Source organism: Paenibacillus sp. LjRoot153 (assembly GCF_964253085.1).
GTDB lineage: Bacteria > Bacillota > Bacilli > Paenibacillales > NBRC-103111 > Paenibacillus_E.
The window spans coordinates 2,714,347-2,733,814 of record NZ_CAXUQH020000001.1 but is presented as its reverse complement, the minus strand read 5'-3'; the positions used below and the strand labels follow the sequence as shown (position 1 = coordinate 2,733,814).

At 43.4% G+C, this 19,468-nt stretch carries 13 protein-coding genes; 1 reads left to right on the top strand and 12 read right to left on the bottom strand.

Features of this window, described 5'->3' with window-relative positions:
• Positions 1–112 precede the first annotated feature (112 nt).
• The 7 genes from ACSQ8P_RS11805 to ACSQ8P_RS11775 form a co-directional block, all read right to left on the bottom strand.
• Entirely contained in the window at positions 113–2,455 is a 2,343-nt protein-coding gene (locus ACSQ8P_RS11805) for a helix-turn-helix domain-containing protein (RefSeq protein ID WP_436235342.1), read from the bottom strand.
• Between the two features lie 143 nt (positions 2,456–2,598).
• A complete protein-coding gene (locus ACSQ8P_RS11800; RefSeq protein WP_436235341.1) occupies positions 2,599–4,185 on the bottom strand; it encodes a glycoside hydrolase family 43 protein in 1,587 nt (528 codons plus the stop codon).
• Between the two features lie 16 nt (positions 4,186–4,201).
• The gene (locus ACSQ8P_RS11795) at positions 4,202–5,362 is read right to left on the bottom strand and encodes a glycoside hydrolase family 88 protein (RefSeq protein WP_436235340.1); all 1,161 of its coding nucleotides are present in this window, start codon (positions 5,360–5,362) and stop codon (positions 4,202–4,204) included.
• Between the two features lie 108 nt (positions 5,363–5,470).
• Positions 5,471–6,493, bottom strand: a complete 1,023-nt coding sequence (locus ACSQ8P_RS11790) for a dienelactone hydrolase family protein (RefSeq protein ID WP_436235339.1) — start codon at positions 6,491–6,493, stop codon at positions 5,471–5,473.
• A gap of 95 nt (positions 6,494–6,588) precedes the next feature.
• Positions 6,589–8,130: an extracellular solute-binding protein gene (locus ACSQ8P_RS11785; protein ID WP_436235338.1), complete on the bottom strand. Its 1,542-nt coding sequence runs from the start codon at positions 8,128–8,130 to the stop codon at positions 6,589–6,591.
• 67 nt (positions 8,131–8,197) lie between these two features.
• Entirely contained in the window at positions 8,198–9,037 is an 840-nt protein-coding gene (locus ACSQ8P_RS11780; RefSeq protein ID WP_436239509.1) for a carbohydrate ABC transporter permease, read from the bottom strand.
• A 66-nt stretch (positions 9,038–9,103) separates the two neighbouring features.
• Complete coding sequence (locus ACSQ8P_RS11775; RefSeq protein ID WP_436235337.1) at positions 9,104–10,015, bottom strand: ABC transporter permease; 912 nt, start codon at positions 10,013–10,015, stop codon at positions 9,104–9,106.
• Between the two features lie 225 nt (positions 10,016–10,240).
• Between ACSQ8P_RS11775 and ACSQ8P_RS11770 the strand changes: the two genes are divergently transcribed.
• Positions 10,241–12,478 (top strand): helix-turn-helix domain-containing protein, encoded by a 2,238-nt coding sequence (locus ACSQ8P_RS11770; protein WP_436235336.1) that lies wholly within the window; start codon positions 10,241–10,243, stop codon positions 12,476–12,478.
• Positions 12,479–12,570: 92 nt separating this feature from the next.
• Here ACSQ8P_RS11770 and ACSQ8P_RS11765 read toward each other — a convergent pair whose 3' ends face one another.
• The 5 genes from ACSQ8P_RS11765 to ACSQ8P_RS11745 form a co-directional block, all read right to left on the bottom strand.
• Positions 12,571–13,401, bottom strand: coding sequence for a carbohydrate ABC transporter permease (locus tag ACSQ8P_RS11765; RefSeq protein WP_436235335.1), 831 nt, complete (start codon positions 13,399–13,401; stop codon positions 12,571–12,573).
• A 1-nt stretch (position 13,402) separates the two neighbouring features.
• Entirely contained in the window at positions 13,403–14,305 is a 903-nt protein-coding gene (locus ACSQ8P_RS11760; protein ID WP_436235334.1) for a carbohydrate ABC transporter permease, read from the bottom strand.
• Between the two features lie 91 nt (positions 14,306–14,396).
• On the bottom strand, positions 14,397–15,740 hold the full coding sequence (locus ACSQ8P_RS11755; protein WP_436235333.1) for an ABC transporter substrate-binding protein: 1,344 nt from the start codon (positions 15,738–15,740) through the stop codon (positions 14,397–14,399).
• Between the two features lie 268 nt (positions 15,741–16,008).
• Positions 16,009–17,610 carry a response regulator gene (locus ACSQ8P_RS11750; RefSeq protein ID WP_436235332.1) on the bottom strand — a complete coding sequence of 534 codons (1,602 nt, stop codon included), beginning with the start codon at positions 17,608–17,610 and terminating at the stop codon, positions 16,009–16,011.
• A complete protein-coding gene (locus tag ACSQ8P_RS11745) occupies positions 17,588–19,381 on the bottom strand; it encodes a cache domain-containing sensor histidine kinase (protein ID WP_436235331.1) in 1,794 nt (597 codons plus the stop codon). The genes ACSQ8P_RS11750 and ACSQ8P_RS11745 overlap by 23 nt, the downstream gene beginning before the upstream one ends.
• Positions 19,382–19,468 lie beyond the last annotated feature (87 nt).

Sequence of the window (19,468 nt, the reverse complement as noted above, 5' to 3'; positions counted from 1 at the left end):
TTTCACCAGGTCGATGACTCTACTCTACGTTTGTTCGTTTCTCTTTAAAAGTTTAAGATGTAGTCAAAATCACTGATTTTCACCGAAATCCATGTGTGAAATTACACCACTTTCATTCTTTTATGCCTTTATCATCTAAAAAAGCGAACTTATGCTGCTTCCTATAGTGATCCGGTGTCTTGCCGCAATGCTTTTTAAAAGAAACATAAAAGTAATTCGTATTTTCCATCCCTACCATCTCACCAATTTTGTTTGCCGGAAGATCGGTTTCAACGAGCAGTTCTTTGGCTTTGGCAAAACGGTATTCGCTCAGATAAGAGGTAATCGATTGTCCTGCAATCTCTTTGAATACTTTGCGCATGTAATTCATGGAGAGGCCGCCAACTTCCACCAATGACTCCACCGTTAAGTTCGAATCCGCATAATGCTCATGAATATACAGAATTATTTTATCCACAATCCACTTGTTCTTCTGTTGCGACTGCAAGTCTCTAGAGCCAATTGCTTGCTCACATACATCTAAATACCAAGCCTCAATTTCTTCTAACGTCTCCCTTTGATTGAGCGCAGCCATGAGTCCGCCAATATCCATGATTGATCCCGTACTGATCGGCATGGTCATTGCTTTAGCCGTTCGCGCTGTAGAAATGAGCAGTTGCGTCAAGCTGAGCATCATCTCATCAGGCGTAGCTTGACGGGTATAGGCAAGGAAGGATGCAAAGGCTTCTCTGATGCTCGCCATGTCCCCAAGTTTTAACTGATCCGTAATCTGTTTCTCTATGGCAGACACTTGGCTGTCTTGTAACGGCTCTCTTGACTTTTCAATACCTGAATGAATAATAGCTCCGTTCCCAGAGATGATGCGATACGTGGAAGCAAGCTTGGCTGCCTCCCTTGAGCATTCAATTTCCGATAAACGTAAGCTCTCCGATCCCACTGCAATCGAGACGGATAAATGTAAAAATCGAATCACATTGTCTTGTATGTCCTGCAGCATCTCCGTGAGATGGGGCTCAAGCTCAGCATTCTCATGCACGTTCACAATCATTGCAATACCATCATCGCCAGAGTCAAAACAAACTGCTGGCATTCGGTTAGAGCTAACTTCAACGGCTATATTCGATATCGCATATCTCAACAAGGCTATATCAGATTGCTTATAGGTGGCTAGCAGCTGACGGTAGGCATCGAGTCGAAGCAAGCATACGACATATCTCTGATAAACGAATTCGATCCCAACCCGAGCCAGTTTCCTAGCCATCTCCTCTTCGTTCGACCATCCTCCGGATGTCAGCAGGCGAAGCACCTCCTGCCTTTTGGCAGAACGATAATCCTGCACACTTAGCTGCAAATCCTGAATCTGATGATCTAAGTAAAAAAAAGTCCTTCCAATTACATCCAATTCGGATTCTCCTTGTGGCTTATTGTTCCCGCCGGAGGAGTGATTCACTTTCGCTAGAAGACGATGAATAGGACCGTAAATCCACTTCGTAAAGAATCCGCCTACTAACAAAACAATCAGAAGTAAACAGCCAGTCACCGTTAAAATGAACTTTTGTGTTTCCCTGACTTCGCTCAGGAGACTCTCATAGTCGATTAATCCGATGAACGTCCATCCCAGACTCTCTGATTTGATATAGGAAACCCGGTAATTGCGACCTTCTTTTTTAAACTCGAAAGTACCTTTCGGCGTAGGAGAATTGTTGATCGACTGAACATATGACTCCTCTGTTAAATTCGTGTTAATCATCTCATTCGTGGAGTGAGTAATGACAGTGCCCTGTTTATTCAAAATCATGGATTCAAACAAGCCGCTTTGAGCACCATTCATAACCATGCTTTGCAGTGTATGCTGGTCCAAGTTAAGCACCATCGCACCATTCGCCTCCTTGCCAGCAGCATTTGGAAATACGAGAGAAATCACATTCATCTCATATTTCCTATCATAAATGGCATAATCGATATGACGGGGATAAAAGATGTTCGAGCGATTCGGTTGCATACTGGCCAATAAATGGCGTACATCTGGGTCATAGAAATCGTCAAACGATTTGACGGTACTAAGTGAAGAGAAAGCCAGCTTCTTCTGATCATTCAGCAAGTAGATCGAATGGATCAAGGGATTCGTACTGGTTAATTCATAGAGCTTGTTGCCAATTCGACCAAGTTCACTCGTATTGAAATCCATATTATAAAAGCTCATCTGAATTTCCGGTCCGTTAAACAGACTTCCGAAATTAGTGAATGTCGATGTCAATAAAATGTTCGCTGTGTTGTATGACTGTTCAATAGCCGTATCTGTTGATCGATTAATCTGTTCCGTTAAATTTCGGGAAACTTTGGACGCGATGACAAACGTCAGCACGGCAATGACCAAAAGCCCTACCAGCAGATAGGACAATATGATTCGAATCAACATATTTTTATTTTTCAGGAAGGCCTGTAAGCTTTTCATCACGATCCTCCTCTGGTTTATGGCAAAAGAAAAAAGAGACAGCCGTTAGATAGGTCGCCTCTTTTTACTGTATCAGATGGATAAAGGAAGTTGGATGCAGTTTTTTAACACATGTATGCGCTTTTTTAAGTGTTATGCGAGGCTTATTCGTTAGATATCCAGTTCTCCTCATAATCAAAAAAGTCGAAGTCCGCATGCAGGCGAGTTCCTCGCAAATCCTGTGCACACAATCCAACGAAAGCGCCAGTAAATGATAATTTGCGCTGGTAGCTGTCCGCAAGATTGCCGGAATACAACGTAGGACCAATAATCTGCCACGACTGACCGTCAGTACTGTATGAGAATTGAATCGTATCGAAATTCATTGTTGCTTTGAGATAGATGCGCTCCCCTTCAGGAATCGCCACATAAACGTCCAATTCGTCATATTGCCCCTGATCGCTTACGATAATCGCCAGATGCTTGCCGAGTTGTTCATCATGCGATATGCGAAGATAGTAATGATCGGATTCATCATAATAGAGCACAAGACCCGCCATTTGGGTAAAAGCTTCCGGCTCGAACGACACGCATGTCACCATCTCACACTGGAAGCTTTGAATGCGTCTTGCCACGAGGCTTTGGTTATGCAAAGAGGTAAGTGACTCTCTTCCCTTCAATCGTAAGAACCCGAGACGCTCAGTTAAGCTTAACCATGACTCTTCTGCCGGAACGCGCAAAGTGTGCCAATGTACGCTGAGACTCGTTTCGTCGAAATCATCCCGAACCGGGTCCGGAGCAAACGGCTGCGGCGTGAGCTCCGTTGCCGGAATATGCAGCTGCGGCTGCTTCCCGCCTGCTGCTAGTCGCAGCCATCCGTCCGATGTCCACGCCACTTTTTGCAATGAGGTTTCTCGCCCTAATGGGCTGAGCTTGTTGCCATCCTGAAGAGGACGAGAACAAATGAACACCATGTACCAGTCCCCTAGCTGCGTTTCCACCAATGAGCCGTGACCTGCATTTTGCAACGGATGTTCTGGGGTATTTCTTGTCGTGATAATCGGGTAGTCCGGATCTACTTCATATGGACCATCTACAGAGGTTGCGCGCATGAGAGTTGCAGCATGCATCGGCCCCGTTCCCCCTTCGGCCACCAGCAAATAGTAATAGCCATCCTTCTTATATACCATTGGGCCTTCTGTCACACCCAAATCTGTCCCTTTGGTAATCAGCTTGATTTCACCAATCAGCTTACCTTCATCAGGGCAGAACTCCTGCATAATGATACCGGCGAATCTACTTTTGTTTTTCCGAAAATCCCACTGCATATTAAACAAATACTTCCGGCCATCCGTGTCGTGGAACAAAAAGTGATCGAAACCGCTGGAATTCAGATAAATCGGTTCAGACCAAGGCCCTTCAATTGAAGAAGCCGTCACGACATAGTTATGCAGATCTTTATACACGCCTTTTCGACCAACCACATTCGTAAAGCACAAATAAAAAGTACCATCGCAGAAACTTAAGGAAGGCGCCCAAATGCCGCCTGAACTTGGCACACCGCGCAGATCAAGCTGACTCACGCGATCCAGCGGACGCGTGAGTGGTCTCCAATTCATCAAATCTTTGGAGTGATGAATGAGCACGCCTGGGAACCATTCAAAAGTAGACGTTGCAATATAATAATCATCTTCAACCCGAATGATCGATGCATCCGGGTTAAAGCCGCGTAGAATTGGATTTTGAATCATGCTGTCGTGCTCCCCTTTACCACAAATACAAATCGTTCCCTTTTAGCTTGAAAATCGCTTCCATGAAATAGTAATCACCATAAATAATCGCATGATGATGGGTTGCCGAATGATAGGCACCTGTACCGTATTGAACCAAACTATCACTATCAGTTGTCCAATTGATTCGTGAGCTATCCAATGTTTGGAGCAGCTTCAACGCAGCACCAAGATAAAGATCCTTTTCATGCTCCCCTACAACTTTCGCAATTTCAATCAGACCACACGCTGCAATCGCTGCAGCCGTATCATCCTCGCGCTTCGGTTCTTTCGGCTGCCGGAAATCAACCGGAATCACGCCATCCGCAGGAATATTCGCGATAAAATAGTTGGCAATTCGTTTCGCGGTTTGCAGATACTCATCCTTCTGTGTATGAATATAGCTCATCATGTACCCGTACAACGCCCAAGTCTGCCCTCTCGTCCAGGAAGAGCCTTCTTCATAGCCTTGCCCGCCATATGTACGAACAACACCGCCTTCAAAAGGATCGAATTCCACAATATGATTCACAGAACCATCCGGTCGAACGAATGCTGTCATCCCCGTATCGGCATGCTTCATTGCGATTTGTTTGAACCGTGGGTCACCAGTTTCTTCAGAAGCCCAGTATAACAACGGGATATTGAACATGCAGTCGATAATGGCCCAGCCTCTTGTATCGGAGCCCTCTAAATCGTTCCACGCGCGTATGAAACCGCCTGCTAAATTAAAGCGACCTGCAAGAAGATTAGCTGCATGCAGCGCTCTTTTTCGAGATTCCGGATTTTGCGTTACTTTATAATTCGCCACACTTGTCGGCAACCACATAAATCCAACATCATGATGCAAGCCATAAAATTCATCAAAACATCGATCTAATTCTTTTTCAGAAATTTGCGCGATTTCTTTATATTTCTCGTTGCCGGTTTCGTGATGCATAAGCCACATCATGCCGCCCCAAAAACCATTCGTCCACCAATTAATTCCATCTGTTTCAGTACCTGTTGGGTTATCCACGATGCGATTATCGTGTGTGCCATTAATTGTTGTGAACGGAATTTTATGTTTGGACTTTTCGCTAACCCAGTCCATTTTCGTTTTTATTTTGCCAATCACATTCTCTAGCCAAATTTGGTCTTGTGCCTCAAGTATGCTCATTTCTCCTACCCCTTAAAGTTTATTTATTTTACATGATTTAATCATAACACTAGGTCATGTACAGTTTTTTATGTAAAATATGCGGTTTTTTTAGCAATTTCCAAAAGCTTATTCTGTTAGTTTGTCATACATCCAATCGTACGACAGTCTCCCGTTAATCTCATGACCACCCGGAAAAAGATCTGTTGCCAAATGATCCGGCTTTCCAATACTCGTGTAAGCAGCTTGAATCGCTTCGACTGCTACAATAAATCCTTCTTTGGGAAAAATGGGATCATCCAACCCAGACTCCAGAAACAGCGGTCTAGGTGCAATTAAGCTAATCAGTTCAGGTAATTCAGAATGATTCAGAATACCTGGGGTATAGTTACACAGACAATGGTGAACCGCAAGAATACTTTCCTTGAACGTGTTCGGGAAGCCTGCTAGCACAGTTGCTCGTAACCGTTCGTCTAGGACGGAGGCAATGAAGGCAATCAAACTGCCTCCTGAGAAACCCATAATTCCAATATGTTCTGGGTCTACTTCCTCTAGACCACTAAAGTATTCTAATGTACATATAGCCTCTTGAACACGGAGTCCCGTCAATGTCTTACCAACCATTAACAACTGAGCAGCCATCATATAACAAGAGCTGGGAGCATTAGGGTCTTCCCTTAAGTCTGATTGTAGCCTTCTCTCTCCAAATCCAACGACATCTGGTGCAATCACGACCATGCCACGATGAACCAATTCGAGGGCAAAGTTATGATAAATGCCAGGCTGACCTTCATCCCAAGAGCCGTCTGGATGCATGCCTAGAATTTGTCTACTCCCGTATCCATGACCGTGAACGGCTATTACGCCTGGCAGTTTTGTCTTCCCAAATCCCTTAGGTACTAAAATATACGTTGGGAAAGTTAATCCTGGAGTAGCAGATAGTTCTACCCGCTTTCTTATATAAGTGCCACAGTCCATTTCCTCCAAAAGCACGGGCGTATGATCTTCCTTTTTCTCAAAAGTACCGATGGACTGCGCTAAAACTTCTCTTAAATGTACTTTCCGATCGGCCGCTTGCGTGTTAGTATCTTGCCTATGTTTCTGCCGCGATTTTTCATATTCGGAAGCAAGAAAATGATCCGCTACCCACATGAGTTCATCCTCCTCATAAAACTGCATTCACTTGTTATGTGTTCCATATGAAAACTGTCGTAAGAGGAATACCCTTACGACAGTTGGTCATTTTGTTATTTTTTTGTAGCTAGGAAAGCATCGATTTGCCTTTGCATTTCGGTTTGAATTTTCTTCACCGCGGAGCTCGCTTCGGCTTTATATTTATCCCAGTACGTTTGAGGGTCAACTACACCATTAAAGATAGGATCCATGTACTTGTCCCGAAGTGTGTTAAGTTGAGCAACTTCATTCGCAACAGAAGCAGAATCGAAAGTAAATCCAGCTAATTTACTTGGTGTAAAGTTCTCACCTATTGCCGTGTATTTGTTCAGAGCAATCGTCTCAGCGCCTAGACTTTGATCATAGCGATCCAAAATTGGATTCCAAAGCCATGCATATGGGAACCAAGCATAATCATTATCAAGCTTCTTGTACTGATCGTCGCCTACAGGCTCCCAATTTTTACCCTTAATCCCGTATGCAAGCAAGTCGTAATTATCTTTTTGCTGTGTCCAGTTTAAGAATTGGATTGCACGCTCTTTGTTTTTGCTGACATGTGTCAGAGCAAGGAAATTCCAAGCTTGGAAGGTGGACACATTCACGCCTTTTTCTTGTTTAAATAACGTCACAGCTTCAATTTCGCCATTTACGCTTTTCTTCACGGCAGCCGCATCATCAGCATTCACACCGAAATCGTTGGTATTAATAATGGCTGCTTTACCCGCTTTATATTCAGCCTTGGCATCCTTAACAGATAGCACATCTTGATACATCAATTTATCGGTATACAGTTTCCTAACATCGGTAATCCAGTTCCAAACCGTTGGATCCATTTGATCAAACATGTTGTAGACCTTACCGTCGTTATTTTTCAAGAAGAGAACACCATTCGTACCAATTTGTGTATCATCAATATGGCTGTCATAATCAAATACTTTACGGAAGTTTGCCCAATCCATCGGGCCTTTGTTCGAGATTATCGGTGCAATGTTGGTTTCTTTTTCTTTGATGACTTTTGCAAAATTGATCAAATCATCGTACGTCTTAATTGGTGATATGCCGTATTTCTCTCTCAAGTCTTTACGAACATAGAAGATACGGCCTTGATAATAGGAATTTGTAAGCGGGATTGCCATAATTTTGCCGTTATATTTATTAGAATTCCATAATTGTTCGGATCTCGTTTTTAATATGTCTGGGCCATATTGTTTGAGTAAATCATCTAATGGTTCATAATAGTTACCTGCTATCATTTGGCTTAAGTGAACCCAGGGGGCATCAAATACTAAATCGACATCTTCACCAGATGCAAGTGTAACTTGTGTTTTCTGAGCGATATCAGAGAACGGTACGAAAACAACATTCAGTTTCACGTTAAGTGTACCCGACATACGTTTTTCCGCTTCTGCAATCACGGTGTCAAAATCTTTCGGGCGATCACCTGGAATCATGATTTTAAGTGTAACGGGCTCGTTCTTCTTCACGGTTGGAGATTGTTGTGCGCTTGATGCAGTTGGGGAAGTTGTGGATTCCGCCGCCTTATCTCCATTGCTACAGCCTGCCAACACGGCCATAACTGTAACAGCTGTCATACCTAAGCTAAACCATTTTTTCATTTCTGTGTGCCTCCCTTTATAGTCCATCTTCTTTATATGCTCAACCGGCATTATCCGGGGAACAACATTATCCTTTAATTGCACCAACAGTCAAACCACTGACAAAATATTTCTGAACGAAAGGATATACCAATACGATAGGTCCGATCGTTAGGCATACAGTAGCCATTTGAACAACATTCGTAGGTGCTGACACCGTATAGGAAGTACTGCTTCCTGAAACATAGGAAGAAACATTTAGGTTCGAAATGAGCTGACGGATCATCATTTGAAGCGGATGCAGCTTGTAATTATCGATAAATAGAAGGGATAACCACCAGTCGTTCCAATATTGCAGCGCATAAAATAGCGTTATCGTAGCAATGGCCGGTGCCGTGATGGGCAAAATGATCTTGAAGAAAATTCGAATTTCTCTGGCTCCATCAATGGTCGCTGATTCATTAATTTCATAAGGCAACGTCCGATAAAAGGATACGAGTATAAATGCATAAAATGGATTTAACAAATACGGTAAAATGAGTGCCCAAACGGAATCCTTCAGATGCAGCCAGTTTGCGATCAAGATGTAGAATCCGACCAGTCCGGCGCCAAAAACCATCGTAAAATACGTAAGGAATGAAAGGATATTGCGATATTTAAACTTACGGTTAGCTATTACATAGGCATACATCGCTGTAATGATTACAGAGAGTGCTGTTCCTAGAACTGTGACTAGAATAGAGACCCGGTAACTACGAAAGATTTGATCGCCTTGTAAAATGAATTTATACGCATCGAGCGTAAGAGCGCTCGGTAGCAATTGATACCCATGTGCCATAAAGCTGGCTTCAGAAGCAAAGGAATCAATGAAGACGAGCCAGAATGGCACGAAGCAAAACAAAGCAAACAACAAAACAATTAGGTTCATACCCAGTCCAAATGTTTTTTCACCCAACGACCGGTTCTTCAGATTATCATTCAAACGGTTAACCCCCTAGAACAAACTTGAATCTTTATCGATTTTGCGGACTAATCCGTTAAACACGAGGATACAAATCAATCCCATAATAGATTGATAAAAAACAACGGCTGCCGACATGCTGAAATTCCCTAGCTGACGCAAGGCACGGAACGAATACGTATCAATGACATCCGTTGTCGAGAAGAGGACTCCGTTGTCACCAACGATTCCATAAATCATGCCAAAGTCGCCATAGAAGATCCGACCGACACCCAGTAAGGCAAGCATGATAATAATCGGTCTAAGTAACGGAATTGTGATGTGGATGATTTGTTGAAACCGTGATGCACCATCAATTTGGGCTGCTTCATAATAATCGGATGAGATTCCAGTAATAGAAGCTAGGAAAATAACCGAGTAATAGCCTGCAAATTTCCACACATAGATGATGGTTAAGATGGCGGGCCAAGCACCCGACTTCTGGAACCAAGCTACTTCGGGCAGTCCCATGGTGATTAGGAACTTGTTCAGCAAGCCATCACCTGTATTTAAGATCGCAAACACCATTAAACTAACCACTAACCATGAGATGAAATAGGGCAGGAATATAATGGATTGTGCTAGTTTTTTAAACAACTTCACACGAATCTCATTTAAGAAAATCGCAATGCTTGCAGAGACGAGTAAACTGAAGATAATGAATAAACCATTTAGGAACAATGTGTTGAAGGTTACCTGAATCCAATCATGACCTTGAAAGAAGAATTTGAAATTATCAAATCCAACCCAGGGACTTCCCCATATCCCATTGGCAAGTTGATACTTCTTAAACGCGAGCAAATGGCCCGACATAGGGACGTAAGCGAAAATAAGTAGAAATAGAAGACCAGGCAATGCCAATATGTAGAGATCGACATTTTTTCTGATTTCTGTGAAGAAACCCATCTGTTAATCACCTCAAACCTTTTTTGTTGTAATGGTAGCTCTTGTCGATGTGCTCATCATAATTCGCTGAGTAAGGACTGGTAAAGTCAGAAGATTGACGATTCAGTCCTTCAAATGGCTGTACAGATGCGAATAGCCATATTGAATACAACGAAGCAGAATAAGTACTTTCATGAAGTAACTACCTTTCTTATAATAGAAGTTAGCTACTATAGGGGGATACTCATGAAAATCATAACTCGGATCAAAATGCCTCTGCTGTTGCCAATGCTCAGCCTGTTATTCATGATCTTACTTACATTTACCTTATTCATGTCTTACGAATATTCCAAGCAAGCAACTGCTGACGTCAACACCTTCTCTTTAGCTAAAATGCGGCATTCTTATCAAAACACCTTATTTACGTTTGATCATATCCGCTCGTTTGGCGTAAGCACCTATCAGGATACCGCAATTAGCTATTGGCTTATCACGGATCAGCGAGATCCACTCAGTGATGCAGATGCTTTCAATGCAGCTAGCCGCTTCGCATCCCTACAACCTTTCATCCATTCCATCTATTTGGTAAATACGAAAACGCGTAAAATTATAGACACCTCAACGAGCCTGCAGGATTTCAATACTTTTCAAGATCAAGGAATAATTCGAAAAATTCTAGAGGAACGTCCCTCTTACATTTCCTATTTCAATCATACGGTCGGCAATGAGTCCTTTATTGGAATGATCATGCCAAACACACAGTCAACGAATTCTGGCTACTTAGTCATTCTGCTGAATAAAGATCAGCTCCAAAAGTTCCTGCTGCAGAATGAAGATACCGTTGGTTTACAGATCAATATTACGGATAAAAATAAACAATTAATGCTTGGTGAGAGCATTTCGAATGTTGAGCTTACGGATAACTACTATCAAGTTCCGGACAAGCCGTTTCAACCCATTGCATATTCACTTGGTAAAGATCAAAGAAAGATTTCATCTGCCGAGCTGCCGATTGAAAAATGGATCATGCATTTTGTTGTCGATGAAAGCTACTTGACTCAAAACATTGATTCTTTCAAACAGAAATTAGCCTTTTGGTGTATCGTTCTCATGATCCTCATGCTGCTATTATTCGTTTGGAGCTCACGCCGAACATTAAGTCCTTTTCGTAAACTATCCGAGGAATTGCAAAATAAGCTTGGTCTTCATTCGATTCAACAATCCGGTGCTGATGCGGACATTATTCGAAGTGGATTTACATATCTCATGGATTCTCTTCAGGATATGAATCATTCACTCAAGGATTATCGCCATATTGCGAAAGAAGAATTCCTACGCCAATGGCTGCTGCAGGGTACAAAGCTTGAAGGAAATATTCGTAACGAAGTGTCTCCGCTATTGGCATGCGAACACCTTTATCTAGCCATCTTACGGGTTGAAACCTACAAGTATTTCGTAGATACGTATAATTACAACTCACGAAAGCTGCTAAAATATGCCATGGGCAATATTGCACAAGAAATCTTTCACGAAGCAGATTACACGTGTGAATCCGTTGATATGGGCAGTGATCATATCGTTTTATTGTTGGGTGCCCGTGACTTCACCGAGAATAGAAGTCAACCAGATATGAAAGAATTCTTAGAAAACGTAGGAATCAAAATCGAAAAATGGCTGCAAATTCGAACCTCCCTCGCTTTGAGCAGTACCTTATCTATCCAGGATAACTTACGCCAATCCTATCAAGATGTGTATGAGCTATCGCTCCTTAAATTTTTTAATGGGGAGAATAAGATTTATTGTGACGCTGACTTGGAAGAGAGCTTCCAACAAGAACAAATCTATCCGGATCAAAGTGCTTTAAACGAACTGATCCAAGCGATTAAGCAGAATGATGCGGAACGTTCTACTGCGCTACTAGACCGATTACTGGTCCAACTAAAGCATATTTCCTACTCAGAGTGCTTGTTCCAATTACAAATGATCGTCTATAGCTTATATAAAGCATTTAATAAGGTCACAACGATGAAGGATTCCGTCTTGGAAGAGTTCCGTACAGATCGATTTTCTTCACTCGCTGAAGCACAAACTTGGATCGAACAAGAAATCTTCAGTATCATGGAGTCCCTCAGCCAGAATCAAATTAGCGGCCGCAAGGGGGAACTGGTTCAAGAAATCATTGAGTATGTGCAGGATCATTTACAAGACCCTCTCCTATCAACGGATATCATCGCCGACCATCTTGGCTTCTCATCCAGCTATTTAAGACACCTTTTCAAAGAGGCCACAGGAGTCACTTTAGCCGATTTCATCTTGCTTCAGCGTATTGAGCAGGTCAAATATTTACTCGTCAACACGGAGGATACGTTAGCTGTCATTGCATCCAAGACAGGATTCCAAACCAGAAGCCACTTCTTCAGCGCTTTTAAAAAGGCGACAGGATGCACACCAAGTCAGTATAGAAATGAATTTGTAAAAGAGTAGACTTTCGAGAACGATAAAAAGCAGTCATAGAGGCATATCCTCTTGACTGCTTTTTGGTTATCTGGAGCTAATTGATCCACACTAGAACACGATTAGCCCTTCGTTGCACCCGCGGCAATCCCTTTGACAAAGTATTTCTGCAGCGCGATGAACGCGATCAAAACAGGGATAATTGAAATCGCGGTACCTGCAAATACCATATCCCATTGGGAAGCATATTCGCCGACGAAGCCGAAGATTTCAACAATCATCGTTTTAGGCTTATCCGAAGGCAGCACCAAGCTTGGCATCAAGAAGTCGTTCCAAATGCCTAGACCGTTCAACACGACCAAGCTCGCAGTACACGGCCCTAGCAACGGGAATACAATGCGCCAGAAAATGCCGTACTTGGAGCAGCCGTCAATTTCAGCTGCTTCCTCAATTTCACGCGGCACCCCTTTGAGAAAGCTTGTATAAAGCAGCACGCCGAATCCTACCGAACCGGAGATATAGATGAGAATTGGCCCACTCAAGCTGCCGTAGAAGCCCATCATTTTCATCTCTTTGAACAGTGGAATCATATAGACTTGAAAGGGAATCATCATGCCCGCTAGAAAGTAGATATAGACCATATTCGTCCATCTTTTATTCGTCCGCTCAATCGCGTAAGCGGCCATTGGGATAATCGCAATCATCGCGACAATCGAGCTCAAGGTTAAAATGATCGAGTTTACCATGGCTCTAGGGAAGTCGGTTTTGGTCCACAGATACACAAAGCTGTCTACGTACCAGCTGGTCGGGAACGAGATCGCATCCCGCATAATCGCACCGTTGCTTTTAAAAGCGGAAATCAAGCTGAAGTAAATCGGGAAGAAGAAGATAATGGCAAGGATAAGTGTCAGTGCAAAGAGTAGAATCTCGAGTATGCTTTTCTGTTTTCTCATCTTATAACTGCACCTCCCTGCTGCGAAGCAGCTTAATTTGAACGAGTGATACGATTAGGATCAGGATAAAGAGGACAAGCGATAGCGCCGTACCAAAACCTTGTCGTAGTTCGCCAAATCCGACTTTATAAATAATGTACGTCAATGTTTCGGTAGCAAAACCAGGTCCACCATCTGTCATGACGGCAATCTGATCGAATATTTTGAGGGACGCAATCATCGACAACATCATGCACACCGTAAAGGCACCTGCCAGCAGAGGGAACGTGATGTGGCGGAATTGCTGCCAGCGGTTCGCTCCATCAATACTTGCGGCTTCTGACAGTTCTGGCGGAATGCCTTGCAGACCAGCCAAATAAATAATCATATAATAGCCGGCGCCTTTCCATACAGTTGCAAAAATGATAGCGATCAATGCGTAATCCGGATTTCCAAGCCAATCAATATTCAAGAAGGAAAGATGCAGTTTATCGAGCAATTGCGTAACTACACCGAAGTTGTAATTCAGAATAATCGTCCAGACAAATCCCATTACAATCCCGCTGAGAAGCGTCGGGAAGTAAAAAATACTGCGAAACAAGTTGCGGAACCATTTCACCTGATCTACCAGCATCGCCAGCAGCAAGGCAACGGCATTTTCTATAATAACTAAGACAACGGACAGGATTAACGTATTTTTCAGCGCATTATGTACGCGCTCACTGTGCCACATCTCTACGAAATTATCAAATCCAATGAAGCGAATATCCGGACTAACGCCGTCCCAGGATGTAAAGCTAAGGTAGATACTACTCGCTGTCGGTACCATGACGAACAAGGTATAGAGGATCAGTGCAGGAATAAGAAACACGACGGAAAAGGTTAGCCATTTTCTTTTTCTTTTAATAGGCTGTATGGTGTTCATTCTCTTATGCCTCCTATTGAATTTTGAAGGCAGTAGCAGGAAAACCTCCGCAAGTGACGCAGAGGTTCTCCGTTTGCAGCCTTTTTATTTCTTATTTTTTCATTGCCTTCACTTCAGTGTCCCACTCAGCATCCGCTTTTTTCAAGTAATCAGCACTGAAATCACCTTTTACTAACCAATCTTGAACGGATTTGTAGAACCAGTTACGGAATTGCGGAGGGATTTGGTTAGCTCCCCAGAAGTTATTGATTTGAAGCGATTTCTTTACATTCGGGTCTGCCATCATCGTCAACACTTCTTGCAATTGCGGGGAAGCTTCATAGTTCATTTTTTCTTTTGTTGATGGGATTGCGCTTGCAACTTTCAAGTATTTCGGATATTGCTCTTTGCTGAAGAAGAATTTGATGAAATCCGAGATGGCAGCTGTTTTATCGGCATCTTTCGCTGCATTCGCTGATAAAGACCAACCTGCTGGTTGTGCAAGACCAACAACGTTTACTACACCTTTTTGATCCGGTACAGGGTACCAGCCGAAGTCAAATTTCGGATCCGCTTGTGCGATCGTTGGGAACATCCAAGGACCAGAGAACAAGCTTGCTGCTTTACCAGTTACGAGCATGGAAGCCGTTTGATTATCCGCCGTACTCATGTAACCTTTGTCCACGTAACCTTTGGTGAACAGATCTGTCATCAGTTGCATCGCTTTCGCAGGACCAGCATCTGTAAAGCTCACTTTACCTTCAGAACGCTTAGCGTTCCAATCCGCATCATTGATGAAAACTTCGTCGATCAAGAATTTATTGACCCAGAAGCCCCAGTGGAAAATATCTTTACCACCGACTACGATCGGTGAAATGCCTTTTGCTTTCAGTTTTTCTTGAGCTGCGATGAAATCTGCATATGTTTTAGGCTCATCTGTAATGCCTGCCTCTGCGTAAGCTTTCTTGCTGTAAATAATCCCTTGGGGTGCAGGTAGCGAGATTGGCGCATTGTAGACCTTGCCGTTTACTTGTGGCACACTTTCAAACAAACCTTGTAGATCTTTGGGAAGTTCAGCCAACTTGCCGGCGTCTGCGAACAATTGTGTATCACGCATTTCCACAAGATCTGGGAATTCGCCAACTGCATCTTTCGTTTTCAAAAAGTCTAGGTAAGCAGCTGTCGTTGTTTCACTCAAATCTTTGATCTTTACATTCGGGTTTGCTTTCGTGTATGCAGCAATGGCATCCGCTACTGCTTGTTTGGTCGCTGGATCACCAGTTGCATAAATGACACTGAATGTTACGTCTTTCTTCGGAGCCGTCGTCGCTGCAGCTGTGCCAGCTGGAGCGGCGCTTGAAGTTGAAGTTGCGGAATCACTGTTGTTACCGCAGCCTGCCAATATGAGTGCTAATGCTGTCGATCCTACGAGTACTTTGGAAAATGTTTTAACCATGGTTGAAAGTAACCTCCCTTTAATATCTAGCTTCTTGTGAACAACTCAAGCTGTGTGCTTCGACTCATCAGGTACTGTTCTGTTCCTTGATTTAAGACTAACATACGCCCAAATCGTTTAGAATGAAGTTTTTTAAGCTCGATATGCATGAATTTAAGAAGATGTGATCGCATGCTTTGGAGATAATCGACATAAAAAAACAGCTTTCGCCAACGCTTCAAAACGAAGCTAAGCAGAAGCTGTTCCCCAGAACAATTAAAATTCCTAACTAGTTCCCCTTGATTTGACTCTTATATTCTTGCGGAAGCTTGCCATAACTTTTCTTGAACATGTCGCTGAATTGCCTTGGATTATGGTAGCCCACCTGCTCAGCAATTTCGTAAACGAGCAGATCTGTTTGCAAGAGCAATCGGACTGCATTTTTCATCCGGATGTTCGTGACGTACTGCTTAAAATTCTCATGCGTGTGCTTTTTAAAGAAGCTGCTAAAATAATACGGGTTCATAAACACTTGGGAAGCCATGCTTTCCAGAGTGATATTTTCGCTATAGTGCTCCTCAATATATTCCTTAATAATCTTCATCTGCTGCGCTTCGCGGCTACCGCCTGCAGTGCTTACTTGTTCCAGTATGTCCAAAATGCGATCCGTTATGAAATCTCTAAGATCACTAAAACGGTGAAATTGATGCATTTGCTGCTGCCAATCTTTCAGCTGTTCCGGCGACACCTGAAGGGCGATCCCCACTGCCAACATTTCCTCCATCAAGTCTGTTAATAAGGCATACGCCATTAATACCGCGGATTCTTTGCGACCATTGGCATTGTTGGCTGCTTGCTCAAAGAAGCTCCCCAACAGCTCCTGCACCAACTGCTTATCCTTGGCAACGACCGCTTTAATCACGGCCTGCTTGGTATCTGCCAAAAGATGATCTGATCTGCCACTCCGTTCAGTCTGTGACCAGGACAGAATCGTCCCTTCCGTTTCAAAATAGCTATAGTTCATCGTCTCAACAGCCGAGTTATAGGACTGTTTAATGTCCTGCAGGCTGAGCACCGGCATTCCGATACAGATCGTCACATGAATTTTAAGATAAAATAAAATCTTATCCCGCATTTCGCTCGCAAGATGCTGCAAATCATCCTCAACACGCATGTGATTCACAATGACGCATAAATTTTCGCCTTTTCGAATGACGAGACCGCTGCCATAAAGTTGGATCAGCTCATCTACTAAATTGGATACCGCAAACACTACTAGACGCTTCTCATGCTCCCCCCATCTGCCATCCTGTAACTGTACATGAACAAGCTCAACATACAGCACGCTGAAACATGGGTCCATAAACTGCGTATTCAAGGCCTGAAGCTTGCGCTGTGCTTCCTCCCACCGAATATCTCCTTGGGTAAGCCTGTCAAATAGCTCCTCGAGCTGCGTCTTCTTATCTTTTTGTTCATAAACGGCCAGTTTACCTTTGGAGGATTGGTCTTCATTCGCTTCCTTCAGCTGCGTCATCGCTTTCCCTACCGCCTCGAGCAGCAGACTCTTCTCGATCGGCTTCACCAAATAATCGACCGCACCGAAGGCTAACGCATCCTTGGCATAGGAAAACTCCTGATACGCACTGACGAAAATAATTTTCGTATGCAACTGCCGCCGTTGTACCTCCTTGATCACATCGATGCCCGAACCGTCCGGCATGCTAATATCCGTGATGACGAGATCAGGCCGCTTTAGTTCAATCTGCTCCATCAAACCTCTGCCGGTCATCGCTTCACCTACGATCGTAATGCCTAGCTCTTCCCATGGAATGAGCTTTTTTAATCCTTTGATAATGATCGGTTCATCATCAGCTAGAATGGCGTTCAACACGGACGCTCACCTCTTTCGTTAACGGAATGACTAAACGGACAGTAGTACCAATATGTTGGCTGCTGTTGATCTCTACGCCATAACCATGCCCATAAAGCGCCACAATGCGCTCATGGACATTAATTAGCCCTATACTGCTCCCTATATCTAGCGAGCTGCCCTTAGCCAACTTTAGCCGAACCCGTTCAAGTGTATCTTCACTCATCCCTACGCCATCGTCGTCCACCGTGACACTAAGCAGGTTATCTGGTAGCTTTTCAATTGAAATGCGAATCGTACCTTTCCCTGACTTTGGCATAATACCATGATAAATGGCGTTTTCGACGATCGGCTGCAGGGACAGCTTCGGAATCGCACAGTCCATTAAGTCCGCATCGAACCGGAAGTCTAAACCTAGCCTATGCTCGCCGTACCTGATCACCATCAATTGAAAGTATTGCTCCACATTCGTCTTCTCTGACTTGATTGTAACGGTTTCTTCACCGTAATCGAGTACATACTTGAGCTGATGTGATAATGACAAAATCATATCGCCCACCTCGTTCGCATCTTCCGCAACAGCGCTCATCCGAATCACTTCCAGCGTATTGTACAAATAATGCGGCCTGATCTGGCTTTTCAATGCGTTCAGTTCAGCTTGCTTCTGCTTAATCTGCGCAACATACACCACGTCAATGTATTCCTTCAGTCGCCCTACCATTTTATTAAAGCCATGAGAAAGAAGCCCCAACTCATCCGCTGTCTTCACGGTTACATTCGTATCGAAATTACCGGATTCCACCTTCGCCATTTCTCGCGTAATACTACGAATCGGATTAGAAAAGCGATTCGAGAACCAAACTGCTACCACAATCAACGAAACGATACACAGGCCAATGACAATCGTAATCGTCCGTATGAGCTGTTCGACCTTGAGAAACAGTTCTTTTTTATAAAACTCACCGACAATTTGGATGTTATTCTCTGCTGTTGCCTGTTGCAGATGTAAGAAATCATCCGACGTATTGGCGTGGAAAACCGTACCGATTAGCTCTAATTGATTGCTGTATAAGATAATCCCCTGATTATCTACGACATAGACTGTATCTTGTTTATTCAGGACCATCTGTTTAAAAATCTCAGTAAACACACCAAGTCCCACGTCCATGTAAAAGGTACCGACAATATCACCTTCAACCTTGGATGAACCCAGTACATCCGTAAGGTTGCGGCCAAACGTCATCACTGGATCCGTAGCCCCAAGAAAATAATCCTGTTTGTGTGTCGGGAAAAAGCTGAGTCCGTTACGATTGAGCTTCGTCTGCTCTTTCCATTCGACCTTTGGATATGGATATTGGTAATCCAGAGCAACATTGTTCTTAGATAGGCTTTCAAAAGTCCCGTTCGGCAGAACAAAAAAGACACTTTGCAGATTACGTTCTGTATACAACACCGTTTGCAAGAAATCGTTAATTGTCATCGTTAATCTGATGTCTTTTTCCTTGCTTTGCGCTGCAATTGCTTGTCCCAATTGGCCATAGAGCCCGCCAACCCCGTAGGAGTACATGAGTTTGGAAATGTTGTTATATTTGACAAACATATCATCCACATTTCGGCTCGCAAACAGCAGCATTTGCTCATAGTTATTCGTCGCATAACGCTCCATGAAGCCGCTGAACGTCTGCAGGGAAATATAACTTAGAATGAGCAGTGGGATGAGACCTACCGAAATGAAAGAGAGTGTAAATTTGGCAAAAATGCTTTTGTGCAGCCGAAAAGGGTTCGATGCCATCTGTGACCCGCCTCATGCTTTCGTTTTAGAATAAGTCTATTTTAACAGAATTCGCACGTGATACTACCGATGAAATTTAACATGGAA

Excerpts from the sequence above, each read along its gene's own strand:
- ACSQ8P_RS11755 (WP_436235333.1), bottom strand. The coding sequence starts at position 15,740 with ATGGTTAAAACATTTTCCAAAGTACTCGTAGGATCGACAGCATTAGCA.
- ACSQ8P_RS11790 (WP_436235339.1), bottom strand. The coding sequence starts at position 6,493 with ATGTGGGTAGCGGATCATTTTCTTGCTTCCGAATATGAAAAATCGCGG.
- ACSQ8P_RS11770 (WP_436235336.1), top strand. The coding sequence starts at position 10,241 with ATGAAAATCATAACTCGGATCAAAATGCCTCTGCTGTTGCCAATGCTC.
- ACSQ8P_RS11745 (WP_436235331.1), bottom strand. The coding sequence starts at position 19,381 with ATGGCATCGAACCCTTTTCGGCTGCACAAAAGCATTTTTGCCAAATTT.
- ACSQ8P_RS11785 (WP_436235338.1), bottom strand. The coding sequence starts at position 8,130 with ATGAAAAAATGGTTTAGCTTAGGTATGACAGCTGTTACAGTTATGGCC.
- ACSQ8P_RS11765 (WP_436235335.1), bottom strand. The coding sequence starts at position 13,401 with ATGAGAAAACAGAAAAGCATACTCGAGATTCTACTCTTTGCACTGACA.
- ACSQ8P_RS11775 (WP_436235337.1), bottom strand. The coding sequence starts at position 10,015 with ATGGGTTTCTTCACAGAAATCAGAAAAAATGTCGATCTCTACATATTG.
- ACSQ8P_RS11780 (WP_436239509.1), bottom strand. The coding sequence starts at position 9,037 with ATGAACCTAATTGTTTTGTTGTTTGCTTTGTTTTGCTTCGTGCCATTC.
- ACSQ8P_RS11760 (WP_436235334.1), bottom strand. The coding sequence starts at position 14,305 with ATGAACACCATACAGCCTATTAAAAGAAAAAGAAAATGGCTAACCTTT.
- ACSQ8P_RS11795 (WP_436235340.1), bottom strand. The coding sequence starts at position 5,362 with ATGAGCATACTTGAGGCACAAGACCAAATTTGGCTAGAGAATGTGATT.
- ACSQ8P_RS11800 (WP_436235341.1), bottom strand. The coding sequence starts at position 4,185 with ATGATTCAAAATCCAATTCTACGCGGCTTTAACCCGGATGCATCGATC.
- ACSQ8P_RS11805 (WP_436235342.1), bottom strand. The coding sequence starts at position 2,455 with ATGAAAAGCTTACAGGCCTTCCTGAAAAATAAAAATATGTTGATTCGA.